The sequence below is a fragment of the Mesorhizobium sp. M1A.F.Ca.IN.020.03.2.1 genome (genome assembly GCF_004023205.1).
GTDB lineage: Bacteria > Pseudomonadota > Alphaproteobacteria > Rhizobiales > Rhizobiaceae > Mesorhizobium.
Map to the genome: position 1 here is coordinate 1 of NZ_RZSV01000156.1, position 14,126 is coordinate 14,126.

General features: G+C 63.6%; 10 protein-coding genes and 1 tRNA gene. 5 read left to right on the forward strand and 6 right to left on the reverse strand.

The features are described from left to right. On the forward strand, positions 1–3,792 hold a 3,792-nt coding region (locus tag EOA79_RS21945; protein WP_128293265.1), incomplete at its 5' end, for a cytochrome P450. 16 nt (positions 3,793–3,808) lie between these two features. Here EOA79_RS21945 and EOA79_RS21950 read toward each other — a convergent pair. Then, a complete protein-coding gene (locus EOA79_RS21950; protein ID WP_067320180.1) occupies positions 3,809–4,495 on the reverse strand; it encodes a Crp/Fnr family transcriptional regulator in 687 nt (228 codons plus the stop codon). Between the two features lie 654 nt (positions 4,496–5,149). On the opposite strand from EOA79_RS21950, the gene EOA79_RS32935 reads away from it, so the two are divergent. Further along, the gene (locus EOA79_RS32935) at positions 5,150–5,320 is read left to right on the forward strand and encodes a hypothetical protein (protein WP_164746760.1); all 171 of its coding nucleotides are present in this window, start codon (positions 5,150–5,152) and stop codon (positions 5,318–5,320) included. Between the two features lie 85 nt (positions 5,321–5,405). Here EOA79_RS32935 and EOA79_RS21955 read toward each other — a convergent pair. Both EOA79_RS21955 and EOA79_RS21960 read right to left on the reverse strand, forming a co-directional pair. Beyond that, positions 5,406–5,480 (reverse strand) — tRNA-Val (locus EOA79_RS21955). 126 nt (positions 5,481–5,606) lie between these two features. Further along, positions 5,607–6,287: a phosphoglycolate phosphatase gene (locus tag EOA79_RS21960; RefSeq protein WP_066989841.1), complete on the reverse strand. Its 681-nt coding sequence runs from the start codon at positions 6,285–6,287 to the stop codon at positions 5,607–5,609. Positions 6,288–6,440: 153 nt separating this feature from the next. On the opposite strand from EOA79_RS21960, the gene rpiA reads away from it, so the two are divergent. The 3 genes from rpiA to gor all read left to right on the forward strand — a co-directional run bounded on the left by rpiA (position 6,441) and on the right by gor (position 9,298). Then, on the forward strand, positions 6,441–7,172 hold the full coding sequence (rpiA, locus tag EOA79_RS21965) for a ribose-5-phosphate isomerase RpiA (RefSeq protein ID WP_095777684.1): 732 nt from the start codon (positions 6,441–6,443) through the stop codon (positions 7,170–7,172). Then, positions 7,159–7,794 (forward strand): DUF2059 domain-containing protein, encoded by a 636-nt coding sequence (locus EOA79_RS21970; protein WP_095777683.1) that lies wholly within the window; start codon positions 7,159–7,161, stop codon positions 7,792–7,794. Before rpiA ends, EOA79_RS21970 begins: the two co-directional genes overlap by 14 nt. Positions 7,795–7,909: 115 nt before the next feature. Further along, positions 7,910–9,298, forward strand: coding sequence for a glutathione-disulfide reductase (gene gor, locus EOA79_RS21975; RefSeq protein ID WP_067320039.1), 1,389 nt, complete (start codon positions 7,910–7,912; stop codon positions 9,296–9,298). Positions 9,299–9,350: 52 nt separating this feature from the next. Here the strand turns inward: gor and mgtE are convergent, their stop codons facing one another. The 3 genes from mgtE to EOA79_RS21990 all read right to left on the reverse strand — a co-directional run. Beyond that, positions 9,351–10,715: a magnesium transporter gene (mgtE, locus tag EOA79_RS21980; RefSeq protein ID WP_095825405.1), complete on the reverse strand. Its 1,365-nt coding sequence runs from the start codon at positions 10,713–10,715 to the stop codon at positions 9,351–9,353. Positions 10,716–11,093: 378 nt separating this feature from the next. Then, on the reverse strand, positions 11,094–12,983 hold the full coding sequence (locus EOA79_RS21985) for an ABC transporter ATP-binding protein/permease (RefSeq protein WP_164893911.1): 1,890 nt from the start codon (positions 12,981–12,983) through the stop codon (positions 11,094–11,096). Between the two features lie 495 nt (positions 12,984–13,478). After that, the coding region (locus EOA79_RS21990; protein ID WP_164893912.1) for a DsbA family protein at positions 13,479–14,126 on the reverse strand (648 nt) is incomplete at its 5' end.

Genomic DNA, 14,126 nt, shown 5'->3' on the forward strand with positions numbered 1-14,126 from the left:
GTTCCGGTACGCATCTGTCGCGACTATTTCGGCCTCGAGATCGACGATGAAACCGAATTCGCCGACTGGTCGATCGCGCTCAGCGCGCTGTTCTTTTCCGATCCGACAGCGAGCCCAACGACACGTCAGCTCGCGATCGTCGGCGGCGATCGTCTGATCAAGGTCATCGACCGCTCGATTGCCGCGATCAGGGACAGGGGAGGGAAGGACGAACGGCCGCTGGCGCGCCTCGTCGCGCTCAAGGATCAAGGGCGCCTATCGCAGCCCGACATCCATTCGATCATGCTCGGCATGATTGCCGGCTTCGTTCCGACCAATGTGCTTGCCGGCGGCAATTGCCTGGACGTCATCCTGTCGCGGTCAGATGCAAGGCAGGCTGTCGACGCAGCCATTGCAGCGGGCGGTACCGGCAAACTCGATCGGGCGATCCTGGAAGCCATGCGCTTCAAGCCGATCTGGGTCGGTCCGTGGCGCTACACCGCCCGTGACGCGGTCATCGGCCAAGGCACGCGGCGAGAGCGCCTTGTGAAGGCCGGAACGGTCGTCATGCCGGCGACGCTTTCCGCCATGTTCGATCCGGAAATCGTGCAAAGGCCAAACGAATTCGACACCTCGCGGCCTTATCGCGATTACATGGTGTTCGGCCACGGCATTCATCTGTGCATCGGGGCCGAGATCGCCCGCATTCAGATCGGCGAGTGCGTTCGCGCCCTGTTCAGCAAGCCCAAGCTCCGCCGCGCGCGCGGCAGAGCCGGCAAGATGGTCAATGTCGGCGCCTATCCGGCCAGCCTCAAGGTCGATTTCGAGCGCTCGCCGCTTTGCCGCACAGTCGACCAGTCGATGGTCACCGTGGTTTGCCCGATCAGGCGTGCGGTGCCGCTGGATGCCGTGCGCGACAAGGTCGGCGCACTTGGCAACCCGGCGATCGACGAGGTGGGCAATGCGCTCGACAATGTCGGCACGGTCCACTTCGCCAGCCTGGCTGTCGCCGCCACCGGCAAAGACGAGAAATCGGACCTCGAGACGGGCGCGGTTGTCCTCGAAATCTCCGGCGACGGCAGCACCGACGATGTCATCGGTGCCATCACGCAGGCCATGGGCCACCGGCTGCGGCCGATCTTAAGGGCCGTGTGCGGTCTGCCCGGCGACGCTTCGCTGCAGGACTTCCTGAAGAAGCATCACATCGAGATCTCGCCGTCCTTCGGCAGCACGGCAGGGCTGGTTTTTTCCGGAACGCCTGGCCATTCGGTGCGCCGCATCCTTGCCGAGGCAGAGCTCGCCGACAGCGTGCGCGAGATCGTCGAAAAGCCGCGCGCGGGTACAGGCAACGCCCTTGCTGTGCTCACCGAGGCGCGCCGGCATGCCCAGTCGCTAGGGCAATTCGGCTGGGCCTTCGAGCCGGCTGAGAGCCTGCTGGAGCGGCCCCCGGGCCGCTGGTGGCGGGCCTTGACGACGACACTGCTTGCGCCGGCCGTGCTCGCCACCGTCGCGATCGTCATCCTTGCCTGCTGGCGCATGACCTATGTGCTCGTGTTCGGCAATCCGCACGGTGTCACCTTCACCAACGTCGCAATTGCCGGCACCGCGCTTCTGCTGGCGGTGCTGGGGCTGCTCGCGATAGCCCTGCTGTTCATCGGCTTGTGCTTCCTCAGCCTGCGGCGCCTCGAGGACAAGGACCGGCCGCAGAACACGCCGATCGATCTCGGCGCGCTGGACAGCATACTCGCCAATGAGGACCACTGCGCGCAAAACCATCTCACCGCGATATCGACGATGAAGGCCGGCACCTTGCGGCGGCTGGCGCTGAGGCTTTCCTTCTACCTGATCTCGATATCGGCGCAGAAGGTGTTCAAGCCGGGGTTCCTCGCCACCATAAACACCATTCACTTCGCCCGCTGGGTGCTGCTGCCGGGCACCGACAAGCTGATGTTCTTCTCCAACTATGGCGGCAGCTGGGAAAGCTATCTCGAGGACTTCATCGCCAAGGCCTCAGAGGGCCTGACCGGCGTATGGAGCAACACGGAAGGCTACCCGCGCACGCGTTGGCTCTTCCTGGACGGCGCGCGCGACGGGGACCGCTTCAAGCGCTGGGCGCGGCGTCAGCAGGTGCCGACGCTGTTCTGGTACTCTGCCTATCCGCATCTCAACACCGCGCGCATCCGTATCAACTCGAAGATCCGGCGCGGCATTGCTTCCGCCACCGGCAGCGAGGCCCGCAACTGGGTGAGCCTGTTCGGCTCGCTGCAGCGGCCGCTGGCAAGGCCGGCTGCAACCGTCGGCCGTGAACCGGCGCCTTTGCCCGTGGAAGAACTGGAAGCCGGCGAGATCCAATCCATTTTCTTCGGCCCGTTCGGCGCGCTTGGCCACGCGCATATGCTGGCGATCCGGGTGCCGGAAGGACTGCCGGCCATGCAACGCAGAGCGTGGCTGGACTTCGTCATCGACAAGACCAGTTTCGGCGACGGCGTGCCGGCCGGACGCGCCATGACGGTGGCCTTCGGTCCCGACGGTTTGCGCCGTCTTGGGCTGAAGGGCGGCGTCGACGACGATCCGCTGGACACATTCCCAGCTGCCTTTCGCCACGGCATGGGCAATCCAGAGCGCAGCCGCATCCTCGACGACACCGGCCCGGATGCGCCTGACAAATGGCAGTGGGGTTCGGCCACGGCGCCGGTCGACGCAGTCGTCATCTGCTACGCCGCGGAGCCGGCGGTACTGAAGGGGGAGGTTGCGGCCGCGAAGCGAAAGACGACAGGCGCGGGGATGAAGATCGTTGCCGAATTGCCGCTTGTCGTGAACCGCGAGCCAAAGAAGGACGGTGGGACAACGCAACATGCCGGCAACGACGGCAAGCCGGAGCGCGCCCGCGCCTATGAGCATTTCGGCTTTGCCGACGGCGTCTCGCAGCCGATCGTCAGGGGTACGTCGCGCGCCAGCAAGGGTGCCGCGCCGATGCACCTGGTCGCGCCGGGCGAGTTCCTGTTCGGCTATCGCGACGAGCATGGGTTCTATCCAGCCTCGCCCTCCGTGCGGGCGGCGCAGGATCGGACAGGCATCCTGTCCCAAGTGCGGCGCAACCGGCAGATCCCCGGTCAGCCCCCGCCGCCGCGCGATTTCGGCCGCAACGGCTCGTTCCTGGTCGTGCGCCAGTTCGAGCAGCATGTCGAGTTGTTCGATGACTACTGCAAGCATGCCGCCGCGCGGGCTGCGCGCGAGACCGGCGACAACGCCATCACGCCGCGCTGGGTCGCGGCCAAGATGCTCGGCCGCTGGCAGGACGGCAGTTCGCTGGTGCGCAACCCCGATGGCCGCCCGGGTCGTGGCGTCGACAACGACTTCGGGCTCGGCGCCGAGGACCCGCAGGGGCATCGCTGTCCGCTCGGCTCCCACATACGCCGTTCCAATCCGCGCGACTCGCTTGGCGAGGATCGCGAGACGCAGATCAGGATCGGCAAGCGCCACCGCATCCTGCGCGTCGGCCGCACCTATGAGAAGAAGGACCGCAGCGGGAAGGTCGAGAAGGGGCTTCTCTTCATGTGCCTCAACGCCGACATCGAACGCCAATACGAGTTCATTCAGCAGACGTGGGTCTCGTCGAGCTCGTTCCAAGGCCTTGTCGGCGAAAAGGATCCGACGATCGGCGCGCGCGACGGCGGCGGCCGGTTCTCGATTCCGTCCTGGGAAAAGGTGACAGTGCTCAGGGACATGCCGCAATTCGTCACCACGAAAGGCGGCGGCTACTTCTTCATGCCGAGCCGGTCCGCGCTGCGCTACCTGATTTCGCGGCTCTGATTCGGGTCAGAATCGTTCAGTCGTCGTCCTGCGAAGCGGCGATGTGGTTCAGCGCGGCGGCATTGGTGATGCGCAGCCCGCCGCGTTTGATGTCGATCATGTGCCGGTTGCGCCAGTCGTTGAGCGTCTTGTTGACCGACTCGCGCGTCGCGCCGAGGAATTCGCCGAGTTCCGATTGCGAAATCGGGATCCAGCCGGCGGGGTCGGCCATGACGCCGCTGAGGAACACCAGCCGTTTCGCCAGCCGGGCCTCGATGCCGAAGAAAGCCTGGTCGCCGAGTTCGCCGCTGACCCAGCGCAGCCGCGTGCACAGCAGCTCGATCATGGCGCGCGCTAGCGGTGGATTTTTTTCAATGCGATCAAAGAGTTGCGTGCGACTGAGAGAAACCAGCTCGCATGCGGTGAGGCAAATGGCGGTTGCCGTGCGCGGGCGTCCGTCGAGCGCGCCGATCTCGCCGATCAGGCTGCGCGACAGCTCGATATTGGCCACCAGCTTCTGCCCGCCCGGTGAATAGAGCGAAATCTCGACCGTGCCGCTCATCACGCCGTAGATGCGGTCGGATGCGTCCTCCTGGACGAACAGGTGCTGACCGGCGGCATAACGTTCGACCTTGCAGCCGCCGAACAGCAGATCGAACTGGCGCGGATCGATCCGCGCCAGACGCGGCAGGGTGCTCCTGTCGTCTGCGCTGGCTGTGGACATGATGCGGTTCCGCCTCTCGTTGAGCGGAAATTGTATGACAAGTGCATGCTCGATCAAGGCCTGTCTCCTTTCGTGCGATTGCGGCAACACACGACGGCCTTTGTAGATCGGGCGCCAGTCGTGCGCTGCCGGCACTCAAATTGGCCGGCAACTGTCCCTTGCAGCGGGAAACCGGAGCGCGCTGGCGGACGCGAACCGAACTACGAAACGCCGTTCGCGCGCGTGGCGGGAGGCGACCGACGCGCGCGAACAGCAAATCTGAAAATGGCTAGGTGATCGAAACTCCCTGCCGAGCTTTCAGGCCGGAGGCCGTTGGAGCCCATGCATTGAAGCAGAAGCCAGTACCACAGGTGCAATATCTGTGCGCGATGCCTCCGCGGCGTATGTGAAGGCGATCACAGAACCGTCGCCATTGTCCAGCAGCGGCTTGCCGCCGCCCTGCATGGACCAGGCCGACGACCCCGATCGAACTCAGCGCCTTCGAATGCAATGTCGGCAACAAGGGCAGCGGCCCGGCTGTCGACACCGCCCGCAGCAGGCACCACACTGCGGCAGTGCTTCAAAAGGCAATTGCGGAAAATCGAAAACCGATCTATGGAGCACGCGGCTGATTGAGGGCGGCTATCCATCCTATTTGCATAGGTTCGCTGCCCCATGCCCGATAACTTCTCGCGTGTAATCGCATTTCTTGCCGTGGTTATGGCTCTGCTGTTTGCCGGGCTGCATTTCCATCAGGGCAACATCATAGCCACGCTCTACTTCATGACCGGCGCCATTCTGGTGACGGGAGTAACGCATTTGAATGTGCGCCGAGGCCTGATCTAAGCGGCCTCCCGGACGCGAGCTGTCCCGCTGCACGAAATTGAAGAGGTTCATCGCGGCCGGATCATCCAACTTTCAGGAAGTTGGATGGTGGGCGATGCAGGGATTGAACCTGCGACCCCACCCGTGTGAAGGGTGTGCTCTCCCGCTGAGCTAATCGCCCGCTCGTTGCCCGAAGGCTGAAGCGAGCCGCGATATAAGGGAGGCGGGTGCGCGAAGTCAAGGCAATGTGCCGTCGTTATCCTGCGGATCGATTTCAGGTTCCTGCCGGCTCGATCTGAGCCGCCGCTCAGCGCGCCGCCGCGATCAGACGCTGGGCCAATTCCGGCGTCAGCGTGTCGAAATGCGAGATCACCAGCGTCGGTTCGAACTCGCGCACATGACGATCCGTATAGCCGAAATCGACCGCCACCACCGGAATACCGGCCGCCTTGGCGGTGTCGATGTCGGTCTGCGAATCGCCGACCATCAGGGCGTTGTGCGGATCGCCGCCAGCCAGTTTGATGGTTTCGGTCAGATGGCGCGGGTCGGGTTTGCGGAAGGCAAAAGTGTCCTGGCCGCAGATCGCGGCAAAGTATTTGTCGAGACCGAGCGCGCCGATCAGCGTCGCCGAATTCGCTTCATACTTGTTGGTGCAAACCGCCATCAGATAACCGGCGGCCTGGAAGTGGTCGAGAGCCGCGACCACGCCGGGATAGGGGCGGGACTTGCCTGGAATGTTGATCGTGTAGTGGTCCAGGAAAAGCTTCAGCAGCCGGTCGTGCTCTTCCGCCATCAGCGCCTTGTTTTGCGCCGCATGCGCGCGTTCGATCATCACGCGGCCGCCATGGCCGACGTAGCGCTTGAAGCCGGCTTGGTCGACCGCGGCCAGCTCCGCGGCCGCCAGGCTGTGGTTGAGGCTGTCGAGCAGATCCGGCGCGGTGTCGATGAGCGTCCCGTCGAGGTCGAACACGATGATCGGTCGGGTCATGGCCAGTCCTGAATGATTGAGGTTCCGCAGCCGATACAAGCTGCGCGGTGGTCAAGCAAGCCGCCTCCGTCGGTCCACAGGCAGAGCCTTTGACGGGAAAGGCAAAAATGCTAGGAGGCGCGCCAAACCATGGAAACCGGGGACAGGAGCGGCATGGACGCAAGGCAGTTGAAGGTCGAGGCCGCGCGTGCGGCGCTCGCCCATGTCAGCAGCGGCATGCGGCTCGGCATCGGCACGGGCACGACCGCCGACGAGTTCGTCCGGCTGCTCGCCGAAAAGGTCGCGACCGGCCTCAGCGTCATCGGCGTGCCCACATCCGAGCGCACCGCGGCACTCTGCCGCGAGCTTGGCGTGCCGCTGTCGACGCTCGAGGAAACGCCGGAGCTCGACCTCACCATTGACGGCGCCGACGAGATCGATCCCGCGCTAACGTTGATCAAGGGCGGCGGCGGGGCGCTGCTGCGCGAAAAGATCGTCGCGGCGGCGTCGCAGCGCATGATCGTGATTGCCGACCGGTCCAAGATGGTCGAGACGCTCGGCCGTTTCCCGCTGCCGATCGAGGTCAACAAGTTCGGCCTGCGCGCCACCGAGATCGCGGTCGGCGCGGCGGCGGCAAGCCTCGGCCTTGCCGGCCCGGTGACATTGAGGATGACGGGGGGGCAGCCATTTGTTACAGACGGCGGCCACTTTATCCTCGATGCATCTTTTGGCCGCATTCCGGATACAAGAGCGCTTTCGAATGCTCTCTTCGCCATTCCAGGCGTTGTCGAGCACGGTCTATTCATCGGGCTGGCGTCAACCGCCGTCATCGCCGGCGGCGACGGCATCCAAACCGTCCATGCCGCCCGAAAACCAGGGAGTTCTATCGACCATGATGTTGCATAAACGGGTTCGCCGCCTTTCGACCATTCTGGCGGCCTCAGCGGTGCTTGCGCTGTCCTCGCCGGCGTTTTCGCAGGATATCAGCGAATCGCATCTGAAGGCCGCACGGGCCGCAGTTGCGGCTATCCACGCTACCGACCCGTTCGACAATATCCTGCCGCAGGCGGCGGCCGCGCTTGAGAACCAGCTGATCCAGAAGAACCCCGACATGCAGGAACTGATCGGCAAGACGGTCACCGAAAAGGCCATGGGCTTGGCGGCGCGCCGCGCCGACCTGGAGAAGGAGGCGGCGCTCGCCTACGCCAAGGTGTTTTCCGAAAAGGACCTCAACGATATCGCCACTTTCTACAGCTCGGAAGCCGGCAAGAAGCTGCTCGACAGCGGCCCGGCGGTCACGCGCGACCTGGTGAAGGCGGCAGACATTTGGCAGAACGGGGTCGCCCGCGACCTCGCCCAGCAGGTCGGCGAAACGCTCGCCGCCGCCGCAAAGGCCGCGGCTCCTGCCAAGCCTGCGAAGGATGCGGCCGCTCCTGCCGACGGCTCCGCTCCTGCCGATAATTCGGCGCCTGCAGACGACCAGGCTCCTGCCGACAACTCGGCTCCTGCCGACAATTCGCAGAACTGATCCGTTTCAAGCGGCCGACGGCCGACTTGACCAGAAGAGCCCGGATTTCCGGGCTTTTCTTTTGCCTGCTGTCCGCCTACCTGTGACACACTTCCATTGCGCAGGAGTCCTTTCGATGGCCGGTTACGACTATGATCTCTTCGTCATCGGCGGCGGCTCCGGCGGGGTGAGGGCGGCCCGTGTGGCCGCCTCGCTCGGCAAGCGCGTCGCCATTGCCGAGGAGTATCGCTATGGCGGTACTTGCGTCATCCGCGGCTGCGTGCCGAAGAAACTTTATGTCTATGCCTCGCAATTCCCCGAACATTTCGCCGATGCCGCCGGCTATGGCTGGATGGTGCCCGAGGCAAGCTTCGACTGGCCGACGCTGGTCGCCAACAAGGACAAGGAGATCGCCAGGCTGGAGGCGATCTACAAGAGGAATGTCGAAGGTGCGGGCGGCGAGGCCTTCCACTCGCGCGCCGTGCTGGTCGATCCACATTCCGTCTATCTCACTGCCGAAGACCGCACCGTCAGCGCCGACCAGATCCTGATCGCCACGGGCGGCCGTCCGGCTCCGCACCCGGCGCTTTCCGGCCACGAATATTGCATCTTCTCCAACGAAGCCTTCGATCTCAAGGAATTGCCGAAGGCGATCATGATCGAGGGCGGCGGCTATATCGCCGTCGAATTCGCCAACATCTTTCATGGACTGGGCGTCGACACCACGCTGGTCTACCGTGGCCAAGAAATTCTTTCGCGCTTCGATATGGACCTTCGCCGCTCGCTGCACGAGACAATGGAGAAGAAGGGGATCAGGATCCTCTGCCGTTCGATCTCGGAATGGGTGCGCAAGACCGCTGAAGGCAGACTGGACGTGCTGCTCTCCAGTGGTCAGACGCTGACCGTCGACCAGGTCATGCTGGCGATCGGCCGCATCCCGAACACGGAGAATATGGGCCTCGAAGGCGTCGGCGTTGAGCTCGGCAAGACCGGCGCGATCATCGTCGATGAATTTTCCCGCACCAGCATCGACAATATCTGGGCGATCGGCGACGTCACCCACCGCGTGCAACTGACGCCGGTCGCCATCCACGAAGCGATGTGTTTCATCGAGACAGCCTTCAAAGGCAATCCGACAGCGCCAGACCATGATACCATTCCGACGGCCGTGTTTTCGCAGCCCGAGATCGGCACCGTCGGCTTGTCCGAGGACGAGGCGGTCAAGCGCTTCCCGGACATCGAGATCTATCGCGCGTCTTTCCGTCCCATGCGGCACACGCTGTCGGGCCGTGACGAAAAGATGCTGATGAAGCTGGTGGTCGACGGCGCGTCGCGGAAAGTGCTCGGCGCCCATATCCTGGGACCGGACGCCGGCGAGATGGCGCAGCTGCTCGGCATTCCGCTGAAGGCGGGGCTGAGCAAGGACGATTTCGACCGCACCATGGCCGTCCACCCGACAGCGGCGGAGGAGCTGGTCACCATGTACAAGCCGACCTATCGCGTGAAGAACGGGGAGCGGGTTTGAAGCCAAGCCGGGAAGGCGCCGCCGGCCATGCCGGCGGCGCGAAGCTTCTTGGCTAGAGGAGCGTGCCGCGCAGGATCACCAGAGCCACCGAGAAATAGATCACCAGCCCGGTGACATCGACCAGCGTGGCGACGAACGGTGCCGAGGCGCTTGCCGGATCGAAGCCGATGCGCTTCAGCGCGAAAGGCAGCATCGATCCCGACAGCGAGCCGAAGGTCACGATGCCGACCAGCGCCGCGCCAACCGTTGCCGCGATCAGCATCCAATGCGGGCCATAGTCGTAGAAGCCGAAATACTGCCAGAGCGCGATGCGGCAGATGCCGACTATGCCGAGGATCGAGCCGAGCACCAAACCGGTCGGCAGCTCGCGCAAGGCGACACGCCACCAGTCGCGAAGGCCGATCTCGCGCAGTGCCAGCGCGCGGATGACGAGCGAGGTCGCCTGCGAGCCGGAATTGCCGCCCGAGCTCATGATCAGCGGGATGAAGAGGGTGAGCACGATCGCCTTCTCCAACTCGCCCTCGTAGCTCTGCATGGCGTTCGCCGTGAGCATCTCGCTGAGGAACAGTGCGCATAGCCAGCCGGCCCGCTTCTGGATCATGGCGAGAAAGCCCATCTTCATATAGGGCTCGTCCAGCGCCTCCATGCCGCCGAAACGATGAACGTCTTCGGTCGTTTCCTCGACCATGGTGTCGATGATGTCGTCGATGGTGACGATGCCGAGGATCTTGCCGTGATCCACAACCGGCAGGGCGAGCAGATCGTATTTGGAGATCGTCTGCGCCAGCGTTTCGCGATCGGTCAGCGGCGTGACCGTGACCGGCATGCGATCCGGCGCCACCGACAGGATCGAGTCCAGAGGCTCGCCGGTGATCAGCCGGCGCAAGCCCGTCGCCCGCAGCAGGAGCTGCGTCTCCTTGTCGGTGATGTAAATCGCATAGACGGTCTCGCGCGTGCGCTCGACTTTGCGGATGTGGTCGAGCGTGCGGCCGACGGTCCAGTCCGAAGGCACGCTGACGAACTCGGTCGTCATGATCGAGGCGGCGCTGCCTTCGGGATAACCGAGAATCGAAAGCAGCGTCGCGCGCAGCGGTGGGGCAAGCGCGCCAAGCAGTTCCGAGCGCGGTGGCTCATCGAGCTCGCGCAGGATGTCGGCTGCGCGGTCGACCGACATGGCGGTGAGCAGCTTGCCTGCTTTAGCGCGCGGCAGCGCTGCTGCGAGTTCCGGCGCGCTTTCGAGCTCCGGCTGGTCGAAGATTTCGACCAGCCGCTCGAACGGCACCGCGCAGAGCAGCTCGATGGCGGTCTCGCGAGGCTCGCGGTTGAGGGCTTCGACGACGTCGGCGGCGTGGTCATTGGCAAGAACGCGGGCAACGGCGACCGCTTCGTCGTCCAATACGGATGCGAATTCATTCATGGCTCACTCCTTGCCGTCCGGCAGGACGTGAGCCGTCAGGTCACGTCAAGGCGGACGGCGGTTGCGTTCGACTGTGACTGTCGCCAGGCATGGCGGGTTTGACCTTTCTGTTCGCGGGGTAGCGCATGACTCCCCGAAAAATCGGCTCCGATTTTCGGAAAGGATCATGCGCAATTCTAAGATTCTACAGCGTCCTTTACGCGTCCGAAGGGCGCGTGGGGCTGTAGGTTTCAAATCTGCGAGCGGGCGCAACATAGGAGCGCGTTTTGCCGAGTCAATCGCGAAAAGCGCCGAAAATGAGCGAAGCATTGCCGGATCGCGAGACTGTGATCGACAGTGGCCGCTGCCGAGGCGACGGACCAGGGCTTGGGCTGATTGCTATTTCTGCTTGAGCCGCCGGAAGCGCAACCATTTGTCCTCGGCCGGCCGGGGCTGGGCGAGGATCGTCGTGAGCTCGCGCGGCAGAGCGGGAGCGAGCGGCTTCTTGGTCGCGACGCCATCGGAGATCGCCACGACGCTATGATAGAATTCCTCTCCGGAAAGCGACCGCGGCGGAACGGCCTCGTGCATCACGCTGATCACGGTTACATCGGGGCAATTGACCTTGATCGCTTCGTGGAAGGCGATCTTGCCTTCGGGGTCGAGAGCGCCGGTCGCTTCGTCGAGGAAGAGCAGTCCCGGCTGCTGCAGGATGATGCGGGCTACCACCAGCTTCTGCTTCTGCCCGCCTGACAGGACCTGATCCCAGAGCTTGCCTTCGCGGCTCTCATCGGCCAGGTGGCCGATGAATTCGCCGAGCCCGGCCTTGTGCAGCGCGGCCGCCACCAGCACGTCGGTGTGATCGTTTTCCGAACCCGGCAGACAGACGAGCTGCTTCAGCGAGACCTGCTGCAGCTTGACCTCCTGGGCGGCATAGAACCTCGTCACCCCTTCCGGGAACACGATGGTGCCGCGACCATAGGGCCACAGACCATTGATTGCCTTGATCAGCGAGGTCTTGCCGCAGCCGGACTCACCCTTGAGGAATGTCCACTCGCCGCGGCGGAAGCGCAGGTTGGCGGCGCTCAGGAAGGGCGTCGCATCCTCGCCCTGATGCGCCAGCTCCAGCTTCTGGATGGTCAGGCCGAAGACGGGATTTTGCGTGGCATAGCTGAAGTCCGAGCGGCCGGTCTGGCGATAGAACTCCTGCGGCTGCTGGACGTTCTCGATGGCGCTGGCGAGCTCGGTCACACGCTGGCTGTTGGCTCTAAGCGTGGCGATCGCGGGCATGACATGGATGAACCACGAACACTGGCTGATCAGCTGCGCGACCATTTCGGAGCCGGTTATGTAGCCCTTGAGATCGAAGCCGTTGTGAATGAAGGGCACGAGACCGGGTCCGTAGGAAACGATGCGGGCGCCGATGAAATTGTAGATCAGCTCGAACGACATGTAGCTGGTGTTGACGACGTTCAGCCGCCCCCAGGTCTTGTCGATGTCGACATAGAGCTTGTCGTGCATCGTCTTCTGCACATCCTCGCCGTGTGAGGCGGCGACGTGGAAGCTGCGGCGCAGGAAGGTCGTCAATTCGCTGCGATAACTGCCCTCGGCCTGTTGCATGCGGATGTTGAGACGTTCGAGCAGGCCGCCGAGCTTCACCGCAATCCAGGTGTTGAGCGGCACGTAGGTCGCGACCGCCAGAAAGGCCAGCACGGCACTGCCGTAGCTGCCGAGGAACTCCAGCCCTTTGACCTCCACCGAGGCCCCGATCAAATTCTCGCCGACGAAGTAAAGCGAGGTCGCCACGCCGAGCACGCCCATGGCGAGGCCGATGGCGCCGCCCGTCATGTCCTTGATCGATTCCTGGATGCGCTGGTCGATGTTGTCGGGAGCGACGATACCGCCGGCAACCGAGCCATGCTGGGCATGGAAATGGGTATGGTTGCCGTCGAGCAGCGCTTGGTTGAATTGGCTGTTCAGCCAGCCCCGCCATTTGCGATGCAAGGTTGCGGAAACGAGATTTCGCACTCCGGTGAAGCCGGCGTCCTTGAGCACGACCAACAGCACCAATATGCCGGCATTGGTCAGAAGCGTCTGGAGCGGATTGATATTGGCGGCGTCGTGGAAGAAGGCGATCGAATTCACCAGCTCGCCCGATGCCATGGCAAACCACACGCCAGCCTTGCTGGAGAGCGCTGTCAGCAGCGCGATGACGAGGGTGAGGGTCCAGGCTTCCTTCCACCGGTCGGAGAACCAGTAGGCTCGCATCAGCCCCCAGAATGTGCGCATCGACGATACCGGCGTCAGGGGCGAGGGCCTTGCCGCCTCGCTGGATGTTTGCTCCGGTACTGTACGTCGCGGTCTACCGACCCGAATCACGATCCCGCCCGAACCTTTCCTGTTTTGTTACACATGGTAACACCAATTGATCATTTTCCATTAATTTTCTTCCTCCGAATGGGAACAGGGTTACCGGCCGTGGCATGAAGGCAACAGAAAAGCTTTGCCGGCTGATATCTATCGGAGGGGAATTCGTGTTTTGGTTCAGCCGGTTGGGAACAGAGTTTCGGCTGGAAAGGACTTTCCCCAGGGGAAGCCAAAAACACGGTTTTGTGAAGGAATATTCAGCCCGATGCGCGGCCGGTCCATGGTTGAAGGGCTCGAAAAGTCCCTTCAGGAGACCTGGGGTTACCTCGAATCAACCGCCGTAGACCGCGGGAATCTCTCTCAGCAGTCATCACGGGCTTCCGCGTCGGCTGGGCGGAGGGGTGATGCGAACTTGGTCTAGTCCGCCGTTTCGAGCTCACCGCGCGCCTTGGCCGCAGCGACCTGGCGGATAGCATCGGCCAGCGTGTCGGCGTCCTGCGCGCCCATAACGGCATATTTGGCTTCGAGCAGGAAACAGGGCACGCCGGTGATGCCCATGCGCGAGGCGGTGGCGATTTCGTTGCGCACCGCCTCGACATCGGCATCCGTCGGCAGCAGCGTCTGGACCACGGAGCCGTCCATGCCGGCTTCGCGGGCGGCTTCGGTTAGGACGGCATGGTGGCCGAGATTGGCGCCTTCCTCGAAATTCAGCTGGAAGAGGCGTCGCACCAGCCGGTTCTGCACGTCCTCGCCGGCAGGCCCCGCCCAACGGATAACGCGGTGGGCGTCCAGCGTGTTGGGAGCGACCTTGATGGCGCCGAAGGCGAAATGGATGCCTTCCGCCTCGCCGAGCGGCTCAATGCGCGCATGGATCTGATGGATGCGTTCCTCGCTGCCGAATTTGCCCAGCATGTATTCGCGGCGACCCATGCCGCCTTGCGGAATGGTCGGATCGAGCTGGAACGGCCGCCAGCGCACGTGCACGTCGATATCGGCGGCAGCGGCGATCGCCCTGTCCAGCCGCTTCTGGCCGATGAAGCACCAGGGACAGACGACATCCGACAC